The following is a 26,648-nucleotide window of genomic DNA, read 5'->3' as shown; positions in this document are numbered from 1 at the left end:
AATGAAGCATATACTGTATATCAGCTGTTTGTTTTTCCTGTTGCAGCCTGCTATAGCGCAAAAGAAAATGCCTGTTGACCGGAAAAAGATATCCGACGACCAGTTGCTGGAACTGGTGCAAAAACAAACCTTCCGTTACTTCTGGGATTTTGGTCACCCTGTATCCGGCATGGCGAGGGAACGCAGTAACAAAACATTTGATTATGGCGATGAAGTAGTAACCACCGGCGGTACAGGCTTTGGCGTAATGGCCATCATCGTGGCGGCAGAACGGAAATGGATTACCCGGGAAGCAGCTGCTGAACGGCTGCTGAAAATAGTGAACTTCCTCCGTAAGGCCGACAGCTATCATGGCGTTTTCCCTCACTGGCTGAATGGCGCTACCGGGAAAACGATCCCCTTCAGCCGTAAAGACGATGGGGGCGACCTGGTGGAAACCTCCTTCCTGTTCCAGGGGTTACTCTGCGCCCGCCAGTATTTCAATAACGACTCTCCAACGGAAACGGACCTGCGTAATAAGATCAACTGGACCTGGAATGAAACGGAATGGAACTGGTACACACAGGGCGGCCGCAATGTGTTATACTGGCACTGGAGCCCAAACAACGGCTGGAGCATGAACCACGAAATAAAAGGCTGGAATGAATGCCTTATTACCTATGTGCTGGCAGCTTCCTCTCCGCGTTATTCCATCAACCCGGAAGTATACCACCAGGGCTGGGTGAATAATATCTACTTCAGGAACGACCGTACCTTTTATGGGGTCAAACTGCCGCTGGGATTTGATTACGGCGGACCATTGTTCTTCTCCCACTACTCTTTCCTGGGGTTGAATCCACATGGGCTGAAAGACCGCTACGCCGATTACTGGGAACAGAACCTGCATCATACGCTGATCAACCGCGAGCACTGCATACGCAATCCAAAAGGATTTAAAGGATATGGCGCCAACTGCTGGGGCCTCACTGCCAGCGATACCTATGATGGCTACAATGCACATTCACCGGAGAACGACTGGGGAACCATTACGCCCACAGCAGCCCTGTCGGCCTTCCCATATACGCCCGAATATTCCATGCAGGCGCTGAAGCACTTCTATTACGACCTGGGAGATAAGATCTGGACGGAATATGGTTTTGCGGATGCTTTCAACGAAAGCAAACAATGGTATGCGGATTCGCACCTGGCTATAGACCAGGGACCTGTTATTGTGATGATAGAAAATTACCGTACAGGGTTATTATGGAAGCTGTTTATGAGCTGCCCGGAAGTGAAGCAGGGATTGAAGAAACTTGATTTTCAAATTGCAGAAAAATAGTGGTGATGAAAAGATGGATATATGCGCTGATAGTGATGTTAATAAGATTGGATGCAAACGCACAAACCACGTATTGCAATCCCGTGAATATCGATTACGGGTACTGTCCTATTCCTAATTTTACCACCTGGGGAAAACACCGCGCTACGGCCGACCCGGTGATCGTAAATTATAAAGGCGACTACTACCTGTTTTCCACCAATCAATGGGGATACTGGTGGAGCCCCGATCTGCTCAACTGGCATTTTGTGGAACGGAAATTCCTGAAACCATATCATCATGTATACGATGAATTATGCGCCCCCGCCGCCTGGGTAATGGGCGATACGCTGCTGGTATTCGGTTCTACCTATACCAGCGATTTTCCAATCTGGATGAGCACAGATCCCAAAGGCAATCAATGGAAAGAAGCGATAGATTCATTGCAGATAGGCGGCTGGGACCCTGCTTTTTTTGCAGATGATGATGGCCGCCTGTACATGTACAATGGCAGCAGTAACCGCTACCCGTTGTATGGTGTGGAAATGGACCGTAAAACCCTGCAACCCAAAGGTACACGTAAGGAAATGTACCTGCTGGAGCCGGATCGCTATGGCTGGCAGCGGTTTGGAGAAAACCTGGATAACACTTTCCTGGATCCTTTTATTGAAGGCGCCTGGATGACGAAGCATCATGGGAAGTATTACCTGCAATACGGCGCCCCCGGAACGGAGTTCAGCGGCTATGCCGATGGAGTAGTGGTAGGCGATCACCCGTTGGGGCCTTTCACTCCCCAGCCTGACCCGGTTTCGTATAAGCCTGGGGGTTATGCCCGCGGGGCAGGGCATGGTGCTACGTTCCAGGATAATAAGGGCTTCTGGTGGCATGTATCTACCATGGTTATTGCTGTCAAAAACAGCTTCGAGCGCCGTATCGGCTACTGGCCTGCCGGCTTTGATAAGGAAGATGTAATGTTCTGTAATACTTCTTTCGGAGATTACCCGCATTATATTTCCAGGGGTGCAGACACCAGCGCTTTTGACAATGCAGGATTCACCGGCTGGATGCTGCTGAATTATAACAAGCCGGTCACTGTATCTTCCGTATATGGCGGGTATCTTCCCAATAATGCCGTGGATGAAAGTATAAAAACTTACTGGAGCGCTGCTACCGGTAATAAAGGAGAGTGGGTACAGACAGACCTTGGTAAAGTAAGCCGGGTAAATGCAGTACAGGTAAATTATGCCGACCAGGATGCTCCTTTTCTGGGCAAGCAAACGGATATTTATCACCAGTATATACTTTGGTTTTCAGAAGATGGAAAGCATTGGAAGATGCTGGCTGATAAAAGCAAACAGCGTAAAGATGTACCCCACGATTATATTGAGCTAACAAAGCCGGTGCAGGCGCGTTATATCAAAATGGAAAACATCCATATGCCCGGCGGAAAGTTTGCGCTCAGCGGGCTAAGGGTATTTGGAAACGGCAATGGTGCTGTACCGGATGCTGTGAAAGACCTGCTGGTGCTTCGCACGGAGAAGGATAAACGAAGTGCATGGATCAAATGGTCGCCGGTAGATAATGCATATGCATATAACATCTATGCCGGTACTTCTCCGGATAAATTGTACAACTGCATCATGGTGTATAATAACAACGATTATTACTTCAAAGGAATGGATAAAGACCGCCCCTATTATTTCTGTATAGAGGCCATCAATGAAAACGGCGTATCAGCCAGGACAAAAGTGATAAAATCAGAATAAAACAAACAGTATGAAACATAAACGTACCCGTTTTAAAAGCGCGCTTGCGGCAGTGGCACTGCTGGCTGCAGGCCAGGTACAGGCGCAATCTTCTCCGGCAAAAATGAATGCCTTCATTAATACGCTGATGGGAAAGATGACGCTGGAAGAAAAGATAGGCCAGCTTAACCTGCTTACACCAGGCGGCGGCGTAGCAACCGGCGCTGTAGTGAGCAGCGATGTGGAAACAAAGATCAGCAAAGGTAATGTGGGCGGTTTGTTTGGTGTAATTGGTGTGGAAAAGATCCGCCAGGCACAGGAACTGGCAGTTACCAAAAGCAGGCTTAAAATTCCGCTGATCTTCGGATCAGATGTGATCCACGGATACAAGACCACGTTCCCTATTCCGCTGGGGCTATCCTGCAGCTGGGATTTACCGCTGATTGAGCACAGCGCAAGACTGGCAGCAACGGAAGCCAGTGCCGATGGCCTGTGCTGGGTGTATTCACCTATGGTAGACATTGCCCGTGATCCGCGCTGGGGCCGCGTTGCAGAAGGCTCGGGGGAAGATACCTATCTGGGCTCAAAAATAGCCGCCGCCATGGTGCATGGCTACCAGGGAAAACAACTCGGCGATAAAAACAGCGTGATGGCCTGCGTAAAACATTTCGCCCTGTACGGCGCCGCGGAGGCCGGCCGTGATTACAACACTACCGACATGAGCCGCATCAAAATGTACGAATACTACCTGCCCCCGTATAAAGCAGCTATAGATGCAGGCGCAGGCAGTGTAATGACTTCCTTCAATGAAATTGATGGGGTTCCTGCTACAGCCAACAAGTGGTTGCTTACAGACCTGCTCCGGAAGCAATGGGGCTTTAAAGGCTTTGTGGTAACAGATTACACCGCTATCAACGAAATGATGGAACATGGCCTGGGTAACCTCCAAACCGTATCAGCGCTCGCATTAAAAGCCGGTGTGGATATGGACATGGTAGGCGAGGGGTTTGTTGGCACGCTGCAGCGATCACTTAAAGAACATAAGATAACACTGGCTGAGATCAACGACGCCTGCCGTCGTGTGCTGGAGGCAAAATATAAGCTGGGCCTGTTCGATGATCCTTACCGCTACTGCAATACTGCCACTGCCGCCAAAGAAGTGCTGAGCGCCGATAAAAGACAGGCTGCAAGAGAGCTGGGCGCACGCTCCTGCGTGTTACTGAAAAATGACCGGCAAACATTACCGTTGAAAAAGTCGGGCACCATTGCATTGGTAGGGCCGCTGGCCAATAACAAAAGCAATATGCTGGGCACCTGGGCGGTAAGTGGCGATACCGCATTGTCTGTACCCGTTCTCGATGGCATGAAACAGGTAGCCGGCAGCAGTGTGAATATTCTTTACGCCAAAGGCGCCAACATCAGCGATGATACCACCTTTGCAAAAAAGGTAAATGTATTTGGCGAAAGGATCGATATTGATGCCCGTACTCCTGGACAGTTGCTCACGGAGGCAATTACTACCGCCTCAAAGGCAGATGTAGTGGTAGCCGTGGTGGGAGAGGCCTCCGAAATGAGCGGGGAAGCCGCCAGCAGATCGGATATCGGTATCCCGGAAAGTCAGCGTAAACTGCTCGCCGCACTGGCACAAACAGGCAAACCACTGGTGGTAGTAGTAATGAGCGGAAGACCATTAACGCTCACCACTGAAAATGAGCAAGCTACTTCCTTGCTGGAAGTATGGTTCCAGGGCCACGAAGCCGGCAACGCCATCGCCGATGTCCTCTTCGGAAATTATAATCCTTCCGGCAAGCTCACCATGAGTTTTCCCCGTAATGTAGGACAGATCCCCATCTACTATAATTATAAAAATACAGGCCGCCCTCAACCGGAAGGCCCTACACAGAAATTCCGCTCCAACTACCTGGATGTGCCCAATGATCCGCTGTTCCCTTTTGGATACGGCCTGAGCTACACTACGTTTAAATACGAAGGGCTCACGCTCAGCTCCAACAAAATAAGCGGCAGTAAAACGATAGATGTGGCATTTAAACTCACCAATACGGGCGCCTATACCGGCGAAGAAATTGTGCAGCTGTACCTGAGAGACAGGGAAGCATCTGTTACCAGGCCGGTAAAAGAACTAAAGGATTTTCAGAAGATAAAACTGCAACCGGGTGAAAGTAGAACCATTCATTTTACGATCGACAGGGAAAAGCTGTCTTTTTTTAACAGCCAGTTGCAATGGGTGGCCGAGCCGGGAACATTCGACCTCATGATTGGCGCCTCCTCTGCCGATATCAGGCTGAAAAACACATTTGAGCTGCAATAACCCCCTGAATTTTTATTACTGGTTAAAAGAAAGCAGGGTCGCCCGGAAGGGCGGCCTTTGCTTTTGGAGCACCTGCAAAAACCGCCGCTGAAAGCTTATATTTGAGAACAGACTTTAAGCTTTTTTTATGGAACCCATCACTGCAATTCAACTGAAAAATATTCCTTCTCTGAAGGATGTGCCGCTGGAACAGCTGCAGTGGCTGATTTCCCAATCGGAAGAAAAACTGGTGCCGGAAGGGGAGCTGCTGTTTAAAGCCGGCGACCCGGTAATAGCCACTATCATCCTGATTTCAGGAAAGGTGCGTATCTCTGCCACCGTTAATGGGCATTACCGGGAAATTGTGGAACTGAACGACGACAACATCACCGGGTGGCTTCCTTTTTCCCGCGTAAAGAACGCCATGGGAAATGGTCTTTGCCTGAAAGACACCAGGGTGCTGATTTGCCCGGCAGAAAAGATCAAAGCACATATTGAACAGCATTATGAACTAACAGAAGCGCTGGTGCATATCATGACCACCCGCGTACGGGAAACCACTTCTTCCCAGCAGCAGAATGAAAAAATGATGGCGCTCGGGAAGTTATCTGCCGGCCTGGCCCATGAACTGAATAACCCGGTAGCCGCTATTTGCAGAAGCTCAGACAAACTGTTTGAGAATATCAGCCATATCCCCGTTATATTTAAAGAAATGGTGGCATTGTGCCTGTCGCAGGACCAGGCCACAGCCATTGTGGATAACCTGCAGCAATGGTGGGCCAACAAACCAGCGAAGGCATTATCCGTGCTGGAGCTTTCTGATAAAACGACTGCTATTGAAGATTGGCTGGAAAGCAAAAACATCTCCCGGATTGAAATAGCGGAAATACTGGCAGAATGCGGTGTGGAGCCCGCTGCATTGGAGGATTTCAGCCGCTTGTTCGATCCCGCGCACCTGGAAGTGATCTTAGGCTGGATAGATAGCTCGCTGGAGGCGAACAGGATGGTAGGCGATCTGCAGATCTCCTCGAAAAGGATTTTTGACCTGGTGAGTGCCGTGAAAAGATATACTTATATGGACCAGGAACCCGACAAACAATTTATCGATATCCATACCGGTATCCGCAATACGCTCACGATGCTGGATTACCGGTTCAGGAAAGGTAATGTGGAAATAGTGGAAAACTTTGATGCCTCGCTGCCAAAAATAAAAGCCCTGCCCGGGGAACTGAACCAGGTATGGACCAACCTGGTGGATAATGCCCTGGATGCCATGGAGCCGGCTCAGAAAGGACGGCTGGAAATAGCCACCACAAAGGACCGGCAATGTGTGCATGTTACCATCACCGACAACGGGCCGGGTATCCCGGAAGAAATACAATCGCGTATATTTGAGCCTTTCTTTACCACCAAAGACCTGGGAAAAGGAACCGGGCTGGGACTGGATGTGGTAGCACAGATCGTACAGCGTCATCGCGGATCTGTGAAACAAACTTCTGTGCCAGGTAAAACAATTTTTACCATTTCATTTCCCATAGAGAACAATTAAGAAGATATGAGCTTGCCAATAATATTTGTTATAGATGACGACAGACAGGTGCTGAATGCAATTACGCAGGATCTGAAGTCATACTACCGTAAATCGTACCGCATTTTAAGCACGCTTTCCGCCAACGAAGCGCTGCAAAGCCTGGTAGAACTGAAAAACAGGAACGACACTGTAGCCATATTCATTTCAGATCAGCGGATGCCGGAAATGGAAGGCGTTGATTTCCTGCAACAGGCCATGGAAATATTCCCTGCTGCTAAACGGGTATTGCTGACTGCTTACTCTGATACCAATGCAGCCATAAAAGCCATCAATGAATTACGGCTGGATTATTACCTGCAGAAACCCTGGGACCCGCCGGAGGAGAAGTTATATCCCGTTATCAATGATCTGCTGGAAGACTGGCAAACCAATTACCGGCCTGAATTTCAGGGAATCAAGGTGCTGGGTTTTCCTTTTTCGTCTGATGCTTACCGCATCAAGGAATTCCTGGCGAGCAACCTGATCCCCTATCATTCTATTGATGCCGGCAGCGATGAAGGAAAATTGCTGTTGCAGCTGAATAACCTGGAGCCATCGGCATTACCGGTGGTGATACTGGAACAGGGAGAAGTAATGCCATCCCCGGCTATCATTGATATTGCAGCAAAAATAGGATTGAATCCCACGCTTAAGAATGAGATCTATGATGTTGTGATCATCGGCGCGGGGCCTGCCGGTTTGGCGGCTTCAGTATATGGTGCGTCTGAAGGATTGAAAACGTTGCTGATAGAACGGCATGCGCCAGGCGGACAGGCAGGTACCAGTTCCCGTATTGAAAACTACCTGGGCTTTCCATCAGGACTAAGCGGCGCGGAACTTACCCGGCGTGCTATTACACAGGCTACAAGATTTGGTACGGAATTTTTGTTGCCGCAATCGGTGAAAGAAATCAAGCTTAAAGCAGATTATAAGATCGTTTGCCTGGAAAACGGCACAGAAATAAATGCAAGGGCAGTAGTGATCACCACCGGTGTGGATTACCGTAAACTGGATACAGCGGGAATAGCACAGTTCACCGGTGCGGGTATTTACTATGGTGCGGCTACTACGGAAGCTGCTTCCTGCCGCGACCGCAGCGTGTATATATTGGGTGGCGGTAATTCTGCCGGCCAGGCAGCCGTGTACCTGTCGAAGTTTGCAAAGGAAGTATTTATTTTGATCAGGAAGGAAAACCTGAACGCTACCATGTCGTCTTACCTGATAGACCAGATCAATGCGATCGCCAATATCACGATCCTGAACAATAGTGAAATAGTAGAAGCATCGGGCACCGACCGGCTGGAGAAACTGAAAATAGAGAACCTGCAAACCCATGAAATAAAAGAAGTACCTGCAGATGCCTTGTATATTTTTATTGGCGCAAGGCCATATACCGAATGGCTGGGAGATCTTATCATCAAAGATGAAAAGGGTTATGTACAAACCGGAAGGGAAATGAAATCGTTTGATTATTTTGGTAAACTCTGGAAGCTGGCGCGTGATCCTTATTTGCTGGAAACCAGCTGCCCCGGCATTTTTGCAGCCGGCGATGTAAGGTCCGGCGCTATGAGTCGCGTGGCCTCCGCCGTAGGCGAAGGTTCTATGAGTATTAGCCTGGTGCATAAGTACCTGGCGGAAGTTTAAAATATTTTTTTATGGCTTTATGTTCACACCTTGAAGCAATTACTGAAATAAAAGTAAGCAGTGATCATGTTTGCGAAGAATGTATAAAGCATCATGGCAAATGGCTGCACCTGCGTACCTGTCAGACCTGCGGCGTTACACTTTGTTGCGATGATTCGCCTTCAAAGCATATGACACAGCATTTTCATGAAACGGATCATCCGGTGGTCGCTTCAGCAGAACCGGAGGAACGGTGGCTGTGGTGTTATAAGGATGGGGAGGTGGCGGAGTATTAAGATAACAAGAGGAAGGCAATGGTCTTCCTCTTACACCACCGTTACTTTCACGCCCATATCTTCCATTTTTTTAACAACATGTTCTGATATACCACTATCAGTAATTACCTCGTCTATTTCTTCCAGGGAGCAAATGCGCCCGAATCCTCTTTTGCCAAACTTACTGGAATCGGCCAGTACAATGGTTTTCTGGGCAGTGGCCATCATTTTCTGGTTGAGATGCGCTTCCATAATATTAGTGGTAGTAAGACCAAACTCCAGGTCAATACCATCTACACCGAGAAATAATTTACTGCAGGAAAAATCTTCCAGTATCTTCTCCGCATAAGATCCTGTTACAGAAGTAGAGCTGTTGCGCAGATGCCCGCCAAGCTGGATCACTTCGATGTCGGGCCGGCGCAGCAGTTCCAGCGCCACGTTCAGCGCCCCCGTGATAACGGTAAGGTGCCCTTTGGGCTGTATATTTTTTGCCAGCGCCTGTACAGATGTACCGGAAGCAATAATGATGGCATCGTTCGGCACTATCAGCGCAGCGGCTGCGTGCCCGATCAGTTGTTTTTCCTCCCGGCGTATATTCTCTTTTTCATTCACCGGTTTATCCATCGTATATGGATTGTGCACCGTAGCGCCTCCGTGTGAGCGGAACAAAAGCGACTTATCTTCCAGCAGCTTCAGGTCTTTTCGTATAGTCACTCCCGATACATCCAGCTCCTTACAAAGTTCCAGTACATTAACATATCCTTTCTCGTGCAGCTTGCCGAGAATAAACTTATGACGTTCTGCAATATTGATCATAGACATATCAGATAAAAGTAACGTATTAAAATGTGTTGACACGGGATCATCTGAAAAAAAATCCTGATTACAAATATCCGCGAATTTTGTTTCAATTAGTTAAATATGGTTACATATTAATCGGTTAATATCCTTCGTTTCTCTCCATAGAAACTTTAAAATGAAATAAAAAGAAAGTTATAGATATATAATAAATATATGTATTATGACTGCAAATGAGAGAATTGTATTTTTCTTTTTATTTCTTTTCCGTTCATCAATAACTTTTTCAGCTTTTTCATTTTATTTTATACTTTGGTTTCAAATTATTTCTTTTTGTTTTTATTACTATTGTAGAGAAATTAAGTGAAACTAATTAAAAGTTATGTGGCAATAAAATGAAAAGAATCGAATCAATCAGGCAATTAAGGGAGGCAGGTGAACAACCATGGGATCTTATCATTATAGGCGGTGGAGCTACCGGTCTTGGTATAGCCATGGATGCCGCTACCAGGAATTACCGCACGTTGTTGCTTGAGCAGGCCGACTTCGCCAAAGGTACTTCCAGTCGCAGTACCAAACTGGTGCACGGCGGGGTAAGATACCTGGCGCAGGGCGACATTGCCCTGGTACGGGAAGCCCTGTACGAAAGGGGACTGCTGCTTAATAATGCCCCGCACCTGGCTCACAACCAGCAATTCATTATCCCTCAGTATAACTGGTGGCAGGGCCCCTTTTATACTATTGGCCTGAAGATCTACGACCTCCTGTCAGGAAAACTGAGCCTTGGACGTTCCAGGCATATCAGCCGGAAAGAAGTTATTAACCGGCTTCCCACCATCCGCAGGGAAGGACTGAAAGGAGGTATTGTTTATCACGATGGCCAGTTTGATGATGCACGCCTCGCAGTAGACATTGCACAAACTGCCGCTGAAAACGGGGCCGTACTGCTCAACTATTTCAAGGTAAATGGTCTTCTTAAAAACAATGCAGGCAAAATAAGCGGCGTATGCGCACAGGACCTGGAAACGGCAGAAACGTTTACGCTGCAGGCCAGAACAGTGATCAATGCTACCGGCGTATTTGTAGATGAAGTACTGCAACTCGACAACCCGGCTGCGCCAAATATGGTGAAACCCAGCCAGGGCGTACACCTGGTGCTGGACCCTTCTTTCCTCAACAGCAAAAGCGCTATCATGATCCCGAAAACGGACGATGGCCGCGTATTATTTGCAGTGCCCTGGAATAATAAAGTGTTACTGGGCACTACCGATACACCGCTCGATGAGCACAGCATGGAGCCTATCGCACTGGAAGAAGAGATCAGCTTCATCTTAAATACCGCCGGTAAATATCTTGACCGCCCGCCTGCACGCGAGGATGTACTCAGCGTGTTTGCAGGGTTACGCCCGCTGGCAGCCCCACAGAAGGAAACAGGCAGCACAAAGGAAATCTCCCGCAGCCATAAGATCCTGGTGGCGCCATCAGGGCTCATCACCATCACCGGCGGTAAATGGACCACCTTCCGCAGGATGGCGGAAGATACCGTGGACCAGGCCATTAAAACCGGGGGGCTGGTACCGGTGGGCTGTAAAACAAAATCACTGCACATCCACGGCTACCAGCAACAACCTTCTGCAGCTGCGCCACTGGATATATATGGCAGTGATGCCGCCAGGATACAGGCTTACATTTCCCTGAACCCTGACATGAAAGAACAGCTGCACCCACGCCTGCCATACATCAAGGCACAGGTGATCTGGGCAGTGAGAAATGAAATGGCCCAAACAGTGGAAGACGTACTGGCCCGTCGTTTACGCGCACTCTTCCTGGACGCGCAGGCTGCTATTGACCTCGCGCCCGCTGTAGCCGCAATTATGGCTGTTGAGATGAACAAAGACATGGAATGGCAACAAAAACAGGTAAAGGATTTTCTGCAGGTAGCGCAACATTATCTCCTGAAGAACGGAACTACCTATAAACAACTGAAGGTTACGGTATAGACTAAACGAAAAAAAGCACCCACGTAAACATCCACGTAGAAAAAGAAAGACATGATCAGATACATTATGGCAATGGATCAGGGCACAACCAGCTCGCGGGCCATTATTTTCGACAAAGCAGGCGCAGTTATTTCCACGGCGCAGAAAGAATTCACACAACTGTTTCCACAACCGGGATGGGTGGAGCACGATCCTTCTGAAATATGGAGCAGCCAGATCGGGGTAGCTACCGAAGCTATGGCCAAGGTAGGCCTGGAAGGAGGCAACATCGCAGCCATTGGTATTACCAACCAGCGGGAAACAACCCTGGTCTGGGACCGGGAAACCGGTAAGCCGGTGTATAACGCCATTGTTTGGCAGGACAGGCGCACGGCTGGTTTCTGCGATGAACTGAAAGCAGCCGGCAGGGAAACCATGGTGCGCGAAAAAACAGGATTGGTAATAGATGCTTACTTCTCTGGAACAAAAATCAAATGGATCCTTGATAATGTGCCCGGGGCACGGGAACGCGCCAACGAAGGCAGGCTGGCCTTCGGAACGGTAGACGCCTGGCTGATCTGGAACCTCACTCATGGCGCCGTACATGCCACCGATATCACTAATGCCTCCCGCACCATGCTGTTTAATATCCATACCCAGGCATGGGATAACGAACTGCTGGAGATGCTTGGTATCCCCGCATCCATGCTGCCGGAAGTAAAGCAGTCGAGCGAAGTATGCGGCGAAACCGCCCCCGGCATCTTTGCCGTGCAGATCCCTATTGCAGGCATCGCCGGTGACCAGCATGCCGCCCTCTTCGGGCAAATGTGCACTGCACCCGGCATGGTGAAAAACACCTACGGCACCGGTTGTTTTATGCTCATGAACATTGGGGAAACACCGATCATCAGCAAGAATAATCTCCTTACCACCGTGGCATGGAAAGTAAACGGGCAGGTACAATATGCGCTGGAAGGTAGCATCTTCATTGCAGGAGCTATTGTGCAATGGCTGCGCGACGGGCTTGGTATTATCAGGGCCTCTTCTGAAGTGGAAGCACTGGCGGCCAGCGTGGCGCAGAATGATGGCGTATACCTGGTGCCTGCATTTGCAGGTCTTGGCGCCCCACACTGGGATCAGCACGCACGCGGCACACTGGTGGGCATGACACGCGGTACCAACGCAGCCCATATTGCACGTGCGGCATTGGAAAGCATCGCGTATCAGACCATGGAAGTACTGAATGCCATGGAAGCAGATGCCGGTATCAGTATCAGGGAATTAAGGGTAGATGGAGGCGCCACCGGCAACAACCTGCTCATGCAGTTCCAGGCTGATATCCTGCAAACAAAAGTAGTTCGTCCGGGTATCACAGAAACAACCGCTCTCGGCGCCGCTTATCTCGCCGGACTGGCCACCGGTTACTGGCAGAACCTGGAAGAAATTGCCAGCCAGTGGAACATGGAAAAGTGCTTCTCTCCAAAACTGGAACAGGAACAAAGGCAGCAATGGATCAACGGATGGAACCGCGCAGTAAACGCTACAAAAGCATGGGCTCATCAATAAAATCATAAACTATGTATCCTTATTTAGCTGAATTAATAGGTACCGCCCTGCTGCTCCTGCTGGGCAATGGCGTGGTAGCTAACGTAGTACTGCACAATACCAAAGGCAACAACAGCGGCTGGATCGTGATCACCACCGGCTGGGCGCTGGCCGTATTTGTAGGAGTAGTGTTTGCGGGCCCATACAGCGGCGCACACCTCAATCCTGCTGTCACCATTGCACTGGCCACTGCCGGTAAATTCAACTGGGCAAATGTGCCTTTGTTCATTGCCATGCAGATGCTGGGCGCTATGCTCGGTACCACGCTGGTATGGCTTAATTACAAAGACCATCTGAACAATACGCCCGACGTGGGATTGCAGCGCGCCGTATTTTGCACGGAGCCGGCTATACGAAATATCTGGCGCAACTTTATCTGCGAAGCTACCGGCACCTTTGTGCTGCTTTTCACCATCTTCTATTTTACCGGGGCAGAATTAGGACCGGAAAGAACGCCGGTAGGGCTGGGTTCTCTCGGCGCACTACCCGTAGCTTTCCTGGTATGGTCTATAGGGTTATCCCTGGGTGGTACTACCGGTTACGCCATCAACCCGGCCAGGGATCTGGGCCCGCGTATCATGTATGCACTGCTGCCTATAAAAGGAAAAGGTCACAGCGACTGGAACTACTCATGGGTGCCCGTTTTTGGACCAGTCGCCGGCGCTGTGCTCGCAGCTTCCTTATACCTGTTACTGAAGTAATTAACGCTTACCCATACACGCAATTAATAACACGTTAGAACCACCTGCAATGAAAAAAAAGTTCAATATCAGCCTGATCAGTTGTGCAATGGCAGTAGCAGCCATGTGCAGCTTCAATGCCTGTAAAACATCCAGGACAACGGCTGCTGCCAAAAAAGATTATCCTTCATTTTATAAAGTAGGGCACCGCGGCACCAGGGGACTGATGCCTGAAAACACCATTCCGGCTATGTACCGCGGACTGGAAGAAGGCGCCAATACCATCGAGTTTGACGTGCACATCACGAAAGACGGACAGGTAATGGTATACCACGATGCATCTTTTACGCCGTCTTACACCACCACGCCCGACGGGAAAGATATCCCGGCGGAAAAGCGTAAGGATTATATTTTTTACCAGATGAACTACGCGGATATCCGCCCGTTTATTATTGGTGAAAAACCATATCCGGCCTATCCGGAACAACAACGCATGCGCTCCTATGCGCCGCTGCTGTCTGAACTGATAGACTCCGTGGAGGCCTATACGAAAGCGCATCATCTGCCGGCGCCTTATTACCTGCTGGAGATAAAATCTTCCGAAAAAACAGACGGTAAAGAACAACCCGCGCCGGAAGAATACATGGATAAACTGATGGCGGTAAAACAATTGCAGCCATTGGGAAAACGCCTGCTGGTGCAATCGTTCGATATGCGCCCTCTACAGGTGCTGCACCGCCGCTACCCCGGTATGGCACTCGGATTTCTGACAGATGATAAAAAGAACGGATTCGATCAGCATATTGAACAACTGGGCTTTACACCGTTTTTCTACAATCCTAACTACAAACTGGTAACACCCGAGCTGGTAAGCAAATGCCACGCTAAACATATTCAGATTGTTCCATGGACAGTGGACGATGTTAATGAAATGAAGAAACTAAAAGGACTGGGCGTTGATGGTATTATTACCGACTACCCAAACAGATTACGCGAAGCAGGGCTCTGACCATTATCTTATCTACCAAAACACTAAAAAAAACAAGCACTTATGAAATGGTTTTCACGACTCCGCCAGTTAAAACCGGCGATTTTTCTGTTGCTGTGTATCGGGATCACAGGCATTGGCAGCCTGTCCCTGCAGGCACAGGATATTCCCGTTACTGGTAAGGTAACTGCCGCCAATGGTACGCCACTGATAGGGGTGAATGTACAGGTAGCAGGTACCAGCCGCGGCGCCGCTACTGATGTAAACGGCGCTTTTAAATTGAATGCACCCAAAGAAGCTACACTGAAATTTACCTTTATTGGTTACCTGCCAAAAGAAGTAAAAGTAAAATCTTCCACTGTACAGGTAGTATTGCAGGAAGATATCCAGAAACTAAACGATGTTGTGGTAGTAGGTTATGGCACACAAAAGAAAGCCACTCTCACCGGCGCCATCACCACTGTAAATATGGTAGACAAGGAAGGGCAGCCGCTTACCAACGTGAGTAACGCCCTGCATGGTGTGCCCGGCGTATTCGCCAACCTGAGCAACAGCCAGCCTGGTGTGGATCGCAGCACCATCCGTATCAGGGGAGTGAATACCTTTGGCAGCACGGATCCCAGGGCCAACGATCCGCTGGTGCTGGTAGATGGTATTGAATATTCTATGGACGAGCTCAATCCAAATGATATTGAAACCGTTACTGTACTGAAAGATGCTGCTGCTGCCATTTATGGCTCCCGTGGCTCCAACGGCGTTATCCTTGTTACCACAAAAAAAGGAAGAGGCAGTTCCCGTGTAAACTACAGCTATTATTATGGCCAGCAGAAAGCTACTTACCTGCCGGATGTGATCAGTGATCCCATTGTTTACATGAAACTGAAGAACCAGGCCCTTATTAATGAAGGCAAAGCAATCGAATACAAGGAATCTGATATTGAGGAATATAAAAAAGGAATGGCGACAGATCCTTTCACTTACCCGGCCAACAACTGGTATGATATTGCGCTGAAGAATGGTGTAATTCAAAAACATGACCTGAGCATTTCCGGCAGCGGCGAAAAGTATAATTACCGCTTATCTCTCGGTTATCTCGACAGGAACGGTATTCTTTTCGGGCCCGGTAACCATGAGAAGAAATATTCTGTAGGACTGAATGCTTCCATGGATGTAACCAAACGCCTGCGCGCCGGTATTACTATGGACGGTTATTACAGAACCTACACCACACCGTTTTATACTGATACCTGGACCTACCTGGCCCGTACATTGCCTATCCTTACAGATACGCTGCCGGACGGCCGTTATGGCAACTCCTGGCTCAGAACCGCCGGCCGTAACAACTGGGAAAACCCCCGCATGCTGGCATACAACGGGTTGCAGACAAAACAGATCCAGCGTTTCCTGACCACCGTTTTTGCAGAATATAAACTGCCCTTCGATATCAACTATAATATTAAGTTCGGTGTGGATAAATACGATGGCTTGCTGAGCGGCTTCACACCACGTATGCAAACCTTTAATCCGAAAACCGGCGATACCATCAACTGGAATAGCCCGGCCACCGCGCCACGGTCGGCCAAAACGGATTATAATGATATGAACATCCACTTCTATAATACGCTCGACTGGAAGCACCAGTTCAAAGAGAAACATAATGTTTCCGCCATGGTGGGCGCCAGTTACGATAACTTCGACTCCGACTCCTGGGCAGCCAGTATGTATGGTTACCTGGATGGCCGGCTGGATGCGTTAAGTGCTGGTACTATCTGGAATGCGACATCGGGCAATCTTACCCGCGATGTACTGGAATCTTATTTTGGCCGTTTCAATTACGACTATGATGGGAAATACCTGCTGGAGGCTACTTTCCGTTATGATGGCTCCAGTCGCCTTGGAAGACATAGCCGTTGGGCATTTTTTCCTTCTGTATCTGCCGGCTGGCGTATTGATAAAGAATCCTTCTTTCATTCTGATTTCATAAACGTACTGAAGCTGCGGGCCTCCGTCGGCAAATTAGGTAACCAGGCCATTGCATTGTACACCACAGAGCCAACAGTAAACCTTGGTGAAGACTACAGTTTTGGCGGCGTACTGAATTCCGGTGCGGCCAAAACGGCTGATGCGGATTCTACACTTAAATGGGAAATCACCACTGCATACAATGTTGGCGTTGATCTTAACTTCTGGAATAATCGTATAGGCCTTACCGTTGATGCCTATAAAAAACGTACAGATGGTATCCTGCGCGAGGTGGGCATGCCATCACAGGTGGGAAACCTGGCCGGCGCAAAACAGAATGTGGGCGTGGTAGATAACACCGGTTTTGAAGTAACAGCCCAGTACCGGGATCATATCGGTGAAGTAGATCTGAATGTTTATGGAAGCGTTGCCTATAATAAAAACGAAGTAGTGGATCTGCATGGTGAAATTATTTATGGTTCAGGTACCATCACGCAGGCCGGATCTCCTATTGAGTCTTTTTATGTATTACAGGCAGAGGGTATTTTCCAGAGCCAGGCGGAAGTGGATGCCAGCGCAAAGCAATCTGCCAATACAAAACCAGGCTACATTAAATTCAGGGATGTTAATAACGACGGGATCATCAATGGCGATGACCGTGTAGTTGTGAACAGCTCTTCTTCCGTGCCGAAATATACTTATGGTTTCGGGTTTAACGTGGGTTATAAAGGGATCACACTCAGCGCTTCCTTCCAGGGCATAGGCGGCATAAAAGTATTGCCTACCGCTAACCTGGCATATCCGTTCAACAATGGCGCCAATGCCACCTGGGAATGGACAAGGGATGCCTGGACCCCCGAGAAGCCAAACGCACGCCTGCCTATCATAACCACCAGCACCGGCAGCATCGACAATTTCCAGCGCTCTACTTTCTGGTTAAGGGATAACTCCTACCTGAGAATGAAGAATATACAGCTGGGATATGCGCTGCCACAGCAATGGTTGTCGAAAGCAAAGATCCAGAAAGTAAGCGTGTTTATCAATGCGGAAAACCTGCTCACTTTCTCCCGTTATAAGGATTTCGATCCGGAATCCATACTGGATCAAACAACGTTGTATACTTATCCCATGTTGAAAACCTTTAACGGTGGTATCAACGTTACCTTCTAAACCTCCAAATCATGAATAGTATGAAAAAGATATATCTCTTACTTTCCTGCACCGGTCTCCTGGCTGCAGGTTGCAACAAGGACCTGCTGAACACCTCCCCGCACGACCGTTACCCGGAATCAACTTTCTGGCAAACGCCGGAAGCTGCCAACGCAGGCCTGGTAGGCTGTTACTCCGTACTGCGCAACCAGGGCATATTTGGTGGTAAAACATCCAACAATGCCACTGCCCTCTGGGAAGAAACCATTTCTCCGAATGCTTATAACCAAACGGATGCAATGAGCTTTAACTCCATTGCACGCGGTACCCAGATGTCCAGCACAGGCGGTATCGTTACCTCTCGTTATTCTGATTGCTACAGCGGCATTGGGCGTTGTAATACATTTCTGAAGAAGGTAGATGAAGTGACTGCGCTTGATGAGGATACCCGGAAGAGGATGAAAGGAGAGGCTTATTTCCTGCGTGGGCTTTATTACTTTATACTGGAGAATTATTATGGCGCAGTACCGCTGATCCTGGATCCACCTGATAGAAACGCACAGGCCAAACTTCCACGTACACCACGTGCAGAAGTGGTAGCTAATGTGTTGAAAGACCTCGATATGGCTGCTACGCGGCTGCCGGTGAAATTCACCGGGGCGGATCTCGGTCGCGCTACAAAGGGCGCTGCAATGGCACTGAAAGCAAGAGTGTTGCTGTACGAAGCCAGCCCCCTGCTGAACCCTTCCAACGACGTGGCCAAATGGAAAGCCGCAGCTGATGCCGCCAGGGCGGTAATGGACCTGGGAGGTACCGGCTACGGCCTGTTTGCAAATTACCGTGGGTTGTTCCTGCAACCCAACGAAAATAACAAGGAAGTTATTTTTGATGTGCAGTACATCTTCCCGCAACAAGGTAGTTCGTTCGACCTGATCTGTACGCAATACAACACCAACGCACCGCTGCTGGACCTGGCCAAAACCTATTACATGAACAATGGGTTGCCCATCACCGATCCGGCTTCCGGGTATAAGGCAGATAGCCCTTACCTGCGCCGTGATCCCCGTTTATACGGTACCTTCACTTATCCCGGCGATATGTACCGTGGCGCCATTATCCCTGCTACCCGCTTTGCTATTACCGGTTATGGTATGAAGAAATATAGCCTTTACGACAGCATTGTACCGCCAAAAGATAAGTCGGATCTGAAAGACGGCCAGTCTGATATTAACTTTATTGTGCTGAGATATGCCGACATCCTGATGATGTATGCAGAAGCGCAGAACGAAGTAAGCGGCCCGGATGCCACCATTTTTGCCGCACTCAACGCTATCCGCGACAGGGTGAAAATGCCGCATATTTCCAATACCTTATCTAAAGAGGCGCTGCGTGCAGAGATCCGTCATGAAAGACGCGTGGAGTTTGCAGGGGAGGGATTGTATTACAATGATATCCGTCGCTGGAAAACTGCTGAAACAGTAATGAACGGGCCTATTGAAAATTATGCCGGTAAAAAGATAGAAACCCGTACGTTTGATAAACTGCGCGACTACTGGTGGCCGATACCGGTAGGTGAAAGAGATCTGAACCCTAACCTGGAACAGAACCCGGGTTACTGATTGCCAGGTATAGTGTGGCTGACCAAAAAGTAAAAGAACGCTTTTTGGTCAGCCTTCTTTTTTCAGGTGATAATTTTCCTGAGTGCCAAAAATACTGTCTGCAATGATGTTTTCCGGGATGTGGAACCATGCTTTTGCTGTTGTGTCAGATATTCTTTAAACCAGGCGCCGTTATTGTTTTTTTGATGAACGCTGTAACCGGTAATGAACTGCTTTTCCGTGCCAATTAACACATTATTTGTTCCCCACGGTAACAGACTTGTTTAAATTAAACCATAACCGTTGTAAAAGGCGCAAATCCCGGTTGATAACAATGGCCTGGGCTGTGAGGCCACTCTTGTAAGAAATGGGGCGGCCGGTATTGGTCACAAGGCCGTGGTCTAGCTGTACAGTTGCCAGGAAACCACTGTCGGAGGCCACATGAGAGATATAGTTGATGGTGCCATCCACAAATCCTGTTTCCTGGTAGGGGTAGGCGTCAAAGCGCAGTTGCACCTTTAATCCTATACTTGCCTTCCCAAAATTATTTTGCGGTAAATAGGTTTCCGCGTAAAAATGGGAATCATCGGGATTAATATATCCGATTAATTTGCCGGGTTGCAGGAATTGGTTTTCCTGTAACGGAATGATAAAAAAGATATTGCCATCAACAGGTGATTGCAACACATATCTTTTTTTCCAATCGTCGATCACACTTTTAAGTGATTGCAATGCCTGCTGAAATATGATACGTTGTTGTGCGATATCATGATTCAGGTGAAGATTATATTCGCTGCCAGCAGTCAGGCAGAAGATATCAAAACACCTCCGGTCAGGCACTTGCTGGCTATTGCCGGTAAAAAAGATGAGAGATTGCTCAAACAGGCACTGGACGACTGGTACCTGGCCCCGGAAAGGGAATATACCAGCTTTGCAACCAAATACCCCATGAACGGCGAGTTAAACATGCAGGACGATAAGATAAAAGCAATGGAACAATGGTGCAGCCAAATGGAGATCTCATTCACTCCCGTATTTTTTATTAATGGATATCAATTGCCTGAAATATACAGTGTAAGCGATCTGAAATATTTCCTTACTGTTTAAACTCGAGTAACAACAGCAAGGAATATTCTTTATCCCTGACGGATAAAGTCTCATTCTGTTAATCATCAAAGTAAAAACATGAAAAAACTACAATTAAAAGCAATGCAGTTTGGTGCAAATGAGATCCTCACCAGATTCGTAAGCCAATACAGGGTGATGTCGTCCATTATCTCATCTTTTGTCAGCGACTTCTCTGCATTTCCACCGCTGTAAGTCCATTCATTCATTTTATCGGGGAAAAAAAGCAGCGAGACCTGCCGGCGAGTCTGACAACCCGTAACCCATCGTCTGCAGGCGTGTTACCATTATACCGGCATAAAACGATCTGGAAGAAGCTGGAACAAGCGGCCAGACTGTTACAAAAGAACAAATTGCAGAACAAAGCAGTAGGCTTGACAAAGTTATTGAACAACATGGACAATATGAGCCAGCAGCTATCAAAGCTGATAGCATATTTGGCACCCGGGAGAACTATGAGCTAATGGATGATAAGGAGATTGCCGCGTATGTAAAATTTCCGCTGTATCATAGAGAACGAAGTCGTAAATATGGTGAAACCCATTCCGTAAAGAGAACTTTGTCTATGACCAGATTAGTGAAAGTTGCATCTGCCCTAACAATAAAATACTTCGTTTTCGCTATGTCAAAACAGATCGTAATAAAAATGGGTATATCAGCTTTAGCCGGTTATATGAGTGTGAGAATTGTCAGGATTGCCCTTTTGCCCGGGATTACAAGGGTACATTAGCATCCAATCACACAATAAAAATCAACCAGTCTCTTGAGTATTATAAACAACAAGCCCGCAACAATCTTAAAAGTGAAGAAGGATCCATAGCTGCCTGAAAGGCAAAATTGACCACAAAAACGCTGTTTACTTCTTTTGAATAGCTCTACAGTTATTTATGCCAAAACAAACTATAAAACCAGTCCAAAAAAATTGAGGCTGCCAAAAAGCCCTTTTTACTTTTTGGTCAGCCCCTTTTATTTCCAGGAGTAATGGGGCATTAAGGGAAACGGGCTCCTGTATGGCAGCTGTTTTATTTTGCCGGTAAGCATATTATCTTCAATGCGGGGGTCTGTAATATGCGGGCCAAAGTGATTGCCGGATGCCATTTTATTGAACTTTCCGGGAGTATAAAACAAAACATAGGGCATCAGTGGATTTTTTATCAGGGAGATATAAAAAGGGAATATTATTTTTGTCGGAATAGAATAGGACAGCTGCTATTGCTTTCCCGAAAAAACACTATTAACAGTGACAACTTAATTAACCCTTATGAACCACGTATTTGAACAGATTTACGAGATGGAGGCAGTGAGCGGATTATCCAAACATGAACAACTGGTAAATGGTATTTTAAATGCCATACAAAATAAAGGGCTTGCACAGGGCGATATGCTGCCTTCTGTGAATGAGCTGATCAATGAATTCGGGTTCGCCCGGGAAACAATTGCCAAGGCCTACAAGGAACTGGTAAGCCGGGGAATTGTGGAGCCCAGGAACCGCGTTGGGTTTTTCGTGGCCAATGTGAATATAAAGCAACATCTGCGCATCGCATTGGTGCTATTTGCATTCGATGCTTTCCAGGAGATGTTCTATAAAACATTTCGTGCAGGTTTGGGAAAAGATGTGCATATAGATATTTTCTTCCACCACAATAACATAGAAATACTGCAAAGCATTGTGAACAGTGTGAAAGGTAAATACGGCATGTACGTGGTAGCGCCCATCCCGCATAACAAAACCGCCGGCATCCTGGGCACGCTCCCGATGGATAAGTTCCTGATGATTGACCGTTATGAGCCCATTCCGGGTGATTATTCCTATGTAGCGCAGGAGTTTAAACATGCATCCTATAAAGCCTTTTCTGCGCTGGCAGGCGTGATCAAACAATATAAAGGCATGATATATTATCATCGCCCGGTGGCAGATACGCCTATAGAAATTCTCCAGGCGTTTAAGAAGTTTGTAAAGGATTTTAATATTAAAAGTGAGATAAAGCCCGAATACCTTCCCGGCACCCTCGAAAAGGGAAAGGTATATTTCACTATTAACAATGCCGAGCTTTGGACCATGCTCAAAGACTGTAAGCAGATGAAACTAAAGCCGGGCAAAGACATCGGTATCCTGTCGCACAACGACGACATTGTAAAAGAACTGATCTTCGACGGTATCACCACCTATACTACCGATTTCAAACTAATGGCGGAAAAGGCCGCTGCTTTTGTATTAACCCGGGAGAAGATCCAGGAAATCATTCCCACTGTACTCATCAGGAGGAAGTCGTTATAACCCCACTTTATTAATTGCCGCACAAAAGGGACTGTTATTAAACGTGCCCTTATGCCTGTTCTGGTACTCTTTTAGCCTAACCTGATTGCCGTTTAACCTGCTCCCCGTTTTTTTGCGGATACGCAAAAAATAATCGCGCATTTCTTTTGGCGGTTATGAAAAAAATATATATTTGCTATAGGATAGTATAGGATAGTACAGAATAGAATTCCTATTTCACGTGATACCAGAATCAATCATTAGTTACTTAGGATCAGTTTCCAGGTTAAGATGGAAAGAATGAAGTAAACGTTATGAAATAAAACTTTTTTCTCCCTTTTATTGCTGAATGCCACGTACACTCATAATGGCCGTTTGCCCCGCCGGGCGCGGAAAACACCGTTATGCACATAAACGCACGTTATGTTTTTTTATTCCTCCAATAATTGCTCTTAATATGTTCAGGAAATTTACTTGCTACAAGAAGAGATTTATTGCCGTGTTGCCAACGGCATTATCCGCTCCCTGCTACCTTTTGATCCTGCTGTTTATGATAATGGCAGGAAGCGCCACTGCGCAAACACCCGCCCGGGTAACTATTACCGGGTCGGTGTCTGATACTGCCGGAAGGGCGCTGGAAGGCGCCACCATTGCTGTAGATGGCAGAAGTTCCGCTGGAACAGCCACCGACAGGAATGGTAAATTTATCCTTGATGTAGCAGTAGGCGCTACCATCCAGGTAACTTTTGTAGGCTTTATTGAACAACGCTTCGTGGTAAACGCCACACAAAAAGATTATCACATCCGGCTGAAAAGTGTGATCGCTTCGGTAGATGAAGTAGTGGTAACGGCATTCGGCCGCAAACAAAGAAAAGAAGCCGTAGTAGGCTCTGTTACCAGCATCAATCCCGGCGACCTGAAGATCCCCACCAGTAACCTTACCAACGCCCTGGCCGGGCAGATGGCCGGCGTAATCGCCTTCCAGCGGGGAGGACAGCCCGGGGCCGATAACTCACAGTTCTTTATCCGCGGGGTTACCACCCTCGGGTACAGCGCCAGCCCTCTCATCCTGGTGGATAACGTGGAGCTGAGCGCCAACGACCTGGCCCGCCTGCAGGTAGACGATATCGCCAGCTTTTCTATCCTGAAAGATGCCAGCGCAGCAGCCCTCTACGGCGCCAGGGGCGCCAACGGCGTGATCCTCGTTACTACCAAGGAAGGCAAACCGGGCAAAGCCAGGGTAAGCGTTCGCCTGGAAGATGCCATTTCCACACCCACACAAAACCTGAAACTGGCAGACCCTATTACCTTCATGAAACAATACAATGAAGCTGTAACAACCAGGAACCCACTTGCTACACCTTATTTCACCCCCAATACCATACTTGCTACCCAGGCTACCATCGATAAAGCACCAGGCAGCAATCCGTATGTATACCCGGCGGTAGACTGGATGAAGACATTGTTCAAAGACCAGACCACCACCAAACGCGCTAACTTCAGCGTACAGGGAGGATCGGATGTTACCAAGTATTATATGGCCGGATCCTATTCCCGCGACAACGGTATCTTACAGGTAAACCCGGTGAATAATTTTAACTCCGGGATGAAGTTTGAAAACTACCAGCTACGCTCCAATGTGAACGTAAAGATCACCAAAACAACGGAAGCAGTGGTACGCCTCTGGGGTAACTTCAACGACTATACGGGGCCTATTACCGGCGATGCTTCCGGTTTGGCCACCGACCTGTACTCAAGAGCGCTGCATACCAGCCCCGTGGCATTTCCTGCCTACTATGAACCGGATGCAAATAATGTGAACACCAAACATATCCTGTTCGGCAGCGCTTATGGCAACGATGGTTCCCTGCTGAATAATCCCTACGCCAGCCTCATGTACGGGTATAAGAACTTTTCAGAATCCAGGATGTCGGCGCAGTTTGAACTGAACCAGGACTTTAACTTCCTCACAGAAGGGCTTACCTTCAGGGGTATTTTTAGTACCAATCGTTACTCTTATTTTGATCTGAGCCGTTCCTACAAACCATTTTATTACGGTGTAGGAAGCTATGATCCCGATGCCAATACCTATGTGCTCAACTGGCTGAACAGCTCACCTGGGCAGGCCCAGGAGTTTCTTGGGTATTCAGAGGGCGCCAAAAATATTTATAGCTATATCTATTTGCAGGGCGCACTGGATTATAACCGCGACTTTGGAAAAAATAACCTGAGCGGCACACTGATAGGTACCCGTCAGCAAACGCTTTACGGCAATGCCGGAAGTTTGTTAGGATCCCTTCCTTACAGGAACCTGGGCTTTTCCGGTCGCGCTACCTACTCGTTCGATAAGAAATATTTCCTTGAATTTAATTTTGGTTATAATGGCTCGGAAAGATTTGCACCACAACACCGCTGGGGATTCTTTCCCACTATCGGCGGCGCCTGGGTGGTATCCAACGAATCATTCTGGGAAGGTGGTATCGCTAAAATCATTTCCCGCCTGAAGGTCCGCGGAAGCTATGGCCTGGTGGGTAACGACAATATCGGCAACCAGCGCTTTTTCTATCTCTCCAGCGTAACGCCGGATGATGGCAACGGCCCCGGCGCCACTTTTGGCACCAACAACAGCTTTACCCTCAAAGGCACTACCATACAGGCATACCCCAACCCGGATGTAACCTGGGAAACTTCCAGAAAAGGTAATCTTGCAGTGGAAATGACCATTGCCGATAAACTGAATGTAACAGCGGAAGTATACAATGAGAACCGTTACAATATCCTGATCAGGCGTGGCTACATCCCGGTTACCGCAGGTATCGAAGGCTCTGCCTCCGCCAATCTCCAGGCAAACCTCGGTAAAGTGGATTCAAAAGGATTTGATCTTCATCTTGATTACAAACAGAATTTTTCAAAAGATATGTGGTTATCTGTGATGGCCAACCTCACGGTAACAGATAACAAGGTGCGATATTATGAAGAACCGGAGTATAAATATGCTTACCGGTTCTCTACCGGTAATCCGGTTAACCAGCAGTTTGGATATGTAGCAGAACGGCTTTTTGTAGATGATAAAGAAGCCGCCAACTCACCCGTGCAAAACTTTGGCAGCGAGTTTCCCAAAGGCGGTGATATCAAGTACAGGGATATTAACGGCGATGGCGTGATTAACCAGGACGACCAGGTGCCCATCGGCCTTCCTACCACACCGCAGATCATTTATGGTTTCGGTTTTTCATTCGGGTATAAAAGCTTTGATGTAAGCGCCTTTTTCCAGGGACTGGCCAGGGAATCTTTTTTCATTGATCCCAAAGCTACAGCGCCATTTGCAGATAATGCCCAGCTGCTGCAGGTGTATGCAGATAATCACTGGTCTGAGGAAAACCAGAACCTGTACGCCCTTTGGCCACGCTTGTCGACCACGCACATTGCCAACAACGAACAAAGCAGCACCTGGTGGTTGCGCGACGGCAGTTTTATGCGGTTGAAGTCTGTTGAAATGGGTTATTCACTGCCCAAAAGATGGATCGCACCATTGAAGTTAACCAGCTTCCGTGTGTATTTCAGCGGCCTGAACCTGCTCACCTTCAGCAAATTCAAACTGTGGGATCCTGAGCAGGCGGGGAACGGCTTTGCTTACCCTATCCAGAAAGTATTCAACCTGGGCGTAAATCTTAATTTCTAAGTATAAA

At 48.0% G+C, this 26,648-nt stretch carries 20 protein-coding genes; 17 read left to right on the top strand and 3 right to left on the bottom strand.

Annotation, left to right across the window (positions count from 1 at the left end):
• Window position 1 precedes the first annotated feature (1 nt).
• From FN124_RS04200 to FN124_RS04175, 6 genes are all read left to right on the top strand, one after another.
• The gene (locus tag FN124_RS04200; RefSeq protein WP_142683518.1) at window positions 2-1,318 is read left to right on the top strand and encodes a glucoamylase family protein; all 1,317 of its coding nucleotides are present in this window, start codon (window positions 2-4) and stop codon (window positions 1,316-1,318) included.
• Window positions 1,319-1,323: 5 nt separating this feature from the next.
• Entirely contained in the window at window positions 1,324-3,063 is a 1,740-nt protein-coding gene (locus FN124_RS04195) for a family 43 glycosylhydrolase (RefSeq protein ID WP_142683517.1), read from the top strand.
• Between the two features lie 10 nt (window positions 3,064-3,073).
• On the top strand, window positions 3,074-5,371 hold the full coding sequence (gene bglX, locus FN124_RS04190; protein WP_142683516.1) for a beta-glucosidase BglX: 2,298 nt from the start codon (window positions 3,074-3,076) through the stop codon (window positions 5,369-5,371).
• 127 nt (window positions 5,372-5,498) lie between these two features.
• Window positions 5,499-6,899, top strand: coding sequence for an ATP-binding protein (locus FN124_RS04185; RefSeq protein WP_142683515.1), 1,401 nt, complete (start codon window positions 5,499-5,501; stop codon window positions 6,897-6,899).
• Between the two features lie 6 nt (window positions 6,900-6,905).
• Window positions 6,906-8,564, top strand: coding sequence for an NAD(P)/FAD-dependent oxidoreductase (locus FN124_RS04180; RefSeq protein WP_142683514.1), 1,659 nt, complete (start codon window positions 6,906-6,908; stop codon window positions 8,562-8,564).
• A gap of 11 nt (window positions 8,565-8,575) precedes the next feature.
• Window positions 8,576-8,839 carry a UBP-type zinc finger domain-containing protein gene (locus tag FN124_RS04175; RefSeq protein WP_142683513.1) on the top strand — a complete coding sequence of 88 codons (264 nt, stop codon included), beginning with the start codon at window positions 8,576-8,578 and terminating at the stop codon, window positions 8,837-8,839.
• A gap of 30 nt (window positions 8,840-8,869) precedes the next feature.
• Here FN124_RS04175 and FN124_RS04170 read toward each other — a convergent pair whose 3' ends face one another.
• Window positions 8,870-9,634, bottom strand: a complete 765-nt coding sequence (locus tag FN124_RS04170; protein ID WP_142683512.1) for a DeoR/GlpR family DNA-binding transcription regulator — start codon at window positions 9,632-9,634, stop codon at window positions 8,870-8,872.
• Between the two features lie 377 nt (window positions 9,635-10,011).
• On the opposite strand from FN124_RS04170, the gene FN124_RS04165 reads away from it, so the two are divergent.
• Genes FN124_RS04165 through FN124_RS04140 form a run of 6 tightly spaced genes read left to right on the top strand, consistent with a single transcriptional unit; the run spans window position 10,012 to window position 19,598 of the window.
• The gene (locus FN124_RS04165; protein ID WP_142683511.1) at window positions 10,012-11,616 is read left to right on the top strand and encodes a glycerol-3-phosphate dehydrogenase/oxidase; all 1,605 of its coding nucleotides are present in this window, start codon (window positions 10,012-10,014) and stop codon (window positions 11,614-11,616) included.
• A gap of 51 nt (window positions 11,617-11,667) precedes the next feature.
• The gene (gene glpK / locus FN124_RS04160; protein ID WP_142683510.1) at window positions 11,668-13,161 is read left to right on the top strand and encodes a glycerol kinase GlpK; all 1,494 of its coding nucleotides are present in this window, start codon (window positions 11,668-11,670) and stop codon (window positions 13,159-13,161) included.
• Window positions 13,162-13,172: 11 nt separating this feature from the next.
• Window positions 13,173-13,901 (top strand): MIP/aquaporin family protein, encoded by a 729-nt coding sequence (locus tag FN124_RS04155; protein ID WP_142683509.1) that lies wholly within the window; start codon window positions 13,173-13,175, stop codon window positions 13,899-13,901.
• Window positions 13,902-13,950: 49 nt separating this feature from the next.
• Window positions 13,951-14,889: a glycerophosphodiester phosphodiesterase family protein gene (locus tag FN124_RS04150; protein ID WP_221887727.1), complete on the top strand. Its 939-nt coding sequence runs from the start codon at window positions 13,951-13,953 to the stop codon at window positions 14,887-14,889.
• A 42-nt stretch (window positions 14,890-14,931) separates the two neighbouring features.
• Window positions 14,932-18,000 carry a SusC/RagA family TonB-linked outer membrane protein gene (locus FN124_RS04145; RefSeq protein ID WP_142683508.1) on the top strand — a complete coding sequence of 1,023 codons (3,069 nt, stop codon included), beginning with the start codon at window positions 14,932-14,934 and terminating at the stop codon, window positions 17,998-18,000.
• A 20-nt stretch (window positions 18,001-18,020) separates the two neighbouring features.
• The gene (locus FN124_RS04140; RefSeq protein WP_142683507.1) at window positions 18,021-19,598 is read left to right on the top strand and encodes a RagB/SusD family nutrient uptake outer membrane protein; all 1,578 of its coding nucleotides are present in this window, start codon (window positions 18,021-18,023) and stop codon (window positions 19,596-19,598) included.
• Between the two features lie 234 nt (window positions 19,599-19,832).
• On the opposite strand, the gene FN124_RS04135 is transcribed toward FN124_RS04140, so the two are convergent.
• Window positions 19,833-20,309, bottom strand: a complete 477-nt coding sequence (locus FN124_RS04135; protein ID WP_185937083.1) for a beta-barrel domain-containing protein — start codon at window positions 20,307-20,309, stop codon at window positions 19,833-19,835.
• A 45-nt stretch (window positions 20,310-20,354) separates the two neighbouring features.
• On the opposite strand from FN124_RS04135, the gene FN124_RS30825 reads away from it, so the two are divergent.
• The 3 genes from FN124_RS30825 to FN124_RS31710 all read left to right on the top strand — a co-directional run bounded on the left by FN124_RS30825 (window position 20,355) and on the right by FN124_RS31710 (window position 21,530).
• The gene (locus FN124_RS30825; RefSeq protein WP_185937082.1) at window positions 20,355-20,684 is read left to right on the top strand and encodes a DsbA family protein; all 330 of its coding nucleotides are present in this window, start codon (window positions 20,355-20,357) and stop codon (window positions 20,682-20,684) included.
• 78 nt (window positions 20,685-20,762) lie between these two features.
• The gene (locus FN124_RS31350; protein WP_260607320.1) at window positions 20,763-20,897 is read left to right on the top strand and encodes a hypothetical protein; all 135 of its coding nucleotides are present in this window, start codon (window positions 20,763-20,765) and stop codon (window positions 20,895-20,897) included.
• A 378-nt stretch (window positions 20,898-21,275) separates the two neighbouring features.
• Window positions 21,276-21,530 carry a transposase gene (locus FN124_RS31710; RefSeq protein ID WP_142685465.1) on the top strand — a complete coding sequence of 85 codons (255 nt, stop codon included), beginning with the start codon at window positions 21,276-21,278 and terminating at the stop codon, window positions 21,528-21,530.
• A gap of 138 nt (window positions 21,531-21,668) precedes the next feature.
• Here FN124_RS31710 and FN124_RS30820 read toward each other — a convergent pair whose 3' ends face one another.
• Window positions 21,669-21,842, bottom strand: a complete 174-nt coding sequence (locus FN124_RS30820; RefSeq protein WP_185937081.1) for a hypothetical protein — start codon at window positions 21,840-21,842, stop codon at window positions 21,669-21,671.
• A 121-nt stretch (window positions 21,843-21,963) separates the two neighbouring features.
• On the opposite strand from FN124_RS30820, the gene FN124_RS04120 reads away from it, so the two are divergent.
• Together FN124_RS04120 and FN124_RS04115 are read left to right on the top strand one after the other, a co-directional pair.
• Window positions 21,964-22,980 carry a GntR family transcriptional regulator gene (locus FN124_RS04120; RefSeq protein WP_142683505.1) on the top strand — a complete coding sequence of 339 codons (1,017 nt, stop codon included), beginning with the start codon at window positions 21,964-21,966 and terminating at the stop codon, window positions 22,978-22,980.
• A 436-nt stretch (window positions 22,981-23,416) separates the two neighbouring features.
• Window positions 23,417-26,641, top strand: a complete 3,225-nt coding sequence (locus tag FN124_RS04115) for a SusC/RagA family TonB-linked outer membrane protein (protein WP_260607319.1) — start codon at window positions 23,417-23,419, stop codon at window positions 26,639-26,641.
• The last annotated feature ends 7 nt before the right edge of the window (window positions 26,642-26,648 follow it).

Origin of the sequence: Chitinophaga polysaccharea (assembly GCF_902150045.1) — a bacterium.
Lineage (GTDB): Bacteria > Bacteroidota > Bacteroidia > Chitinophagales > Chitinophagaceae > Chitinophaga > Chitinophaga polysaccharea_A.
Note: the sequence above shows the minus strand (reverse complement) of the source record. Positions and strands in the feature narration are given on the sequence as shown.

Bases quoted from the DNA above. Each gene is read 5' to 3' on its own strand.
- FN124_RS04200 (WP_142683518.1), top strand. From the start codon at position 2: ATGAAGCATATACTGTATATCAGCTGTTTGTTTTTCCTGTTGCAGCCT.
- FN124_RS04195 (WP_142683517.1), top strand. From the start codon at position 1,324: ATGAAAAGATGGATATATGCGCTGATAGTGATGTTAATAAGATTGGAT.
- bglX (WP_142683516.1), top strand. From the start codon at position 3,074: ATGAAACATAAACGTACCCGTTTTAAAAGCGCGCTTGCGGCAGTGGCA.
- FN124_RS04185 (WP_142683515.1), top strand. From the start codon at position 5,499: ATGGAACCCATCACTGCAATTCAACTGAAAAATATTCCTTCTCTGAAG.
- FN124_RS04180 (WP_142683514.1), top strand. From the start codon at position 6,906: ATGAGCTTGCCAATAATATTTGTTATAGATGACGACAGACAGGTGCTG.
- FN124_RS04175 (WP_142683513.1), top strand. From the start codon at position 8,576: ATGGCTTTATGTTCACACCTTGAAGCAATTACTGAAATAAAAGTAAGC.
- FN124_RS04170 (WP_142683512.1), bottom strand. From the start codon at position 9,634: ATGATCAATATTGCAGAACGTCATAAGTTTATTCTCGGCAAGCTGCAC.
- FN124_RS04165 (WP_142683511.1), top strand. From the start codon at position 10,012: ATGAAAAGAATCGAATCAATCAGGCAATTAAGGGAGGCAGGTGAACAA.
- glpK (WP_142683510.1), top strand. From the start codon at position 11,668: ATGATCAGATACATTATGGCAATGGATCAGGGCACAACCAGCTCGCGG.
- FN124_RS04155 (WP_142683509.1), top strand. From the start codon at position 13,173: ATGTATCCTTATTTAGCTGAATTAATAGGTACCGCCCTGCTGCTCCTG.
- FN124_RS04150 (WP_221887727.1), top strand. From the start codon at position 13,951: ATGAAAAAAAAGTTCAATATCAGCCTGATCAGTTGTGCAATGGCAGTA.
- FN124_RS04145 (WP_142683508.1), top strand. From the start codon at position 14,932: ATGAAATGGTTTTCACGACTCCGCCAGTTAAAACCGGCGATTTTTCTG.
- FN124_RS04140 (WP_142683507.1), top strand. From the start codon at position 18,021: ATGAAAAAGATATATCTCTTACTTTCCTGCACCGGTCTCCTGGCTGCA.
- FN124_RS31350 (WP_260607320.1), top strand. From the start codon at position 20,763: ATGAAAAAACTACAATTAAAAGCAATGCAGTTTGGTGCAAATGAGATC.
- FN124_RS30820 (WP_185937081.1), bottom strand. From the start codon at position 21,842: ATGCCCTATGTTTTGTTTTATACTCCCGGAAAGTTCAATAAAATGGCA.
- FN124_RS04120 (WP_142683505.1), top strand. From the start codon at position 21,964: ATGAACCACGTATTTGAACAGATTTACGAGATGGAGGCAGTGAGCGGA.
- FN124_RS04115 (WP_260607319.1), top strand. From the start codon at position 23,417: ATGTTCAGGAAATTTACTTGCTACAAGAAGAGATTTATTGCCGTGTTG.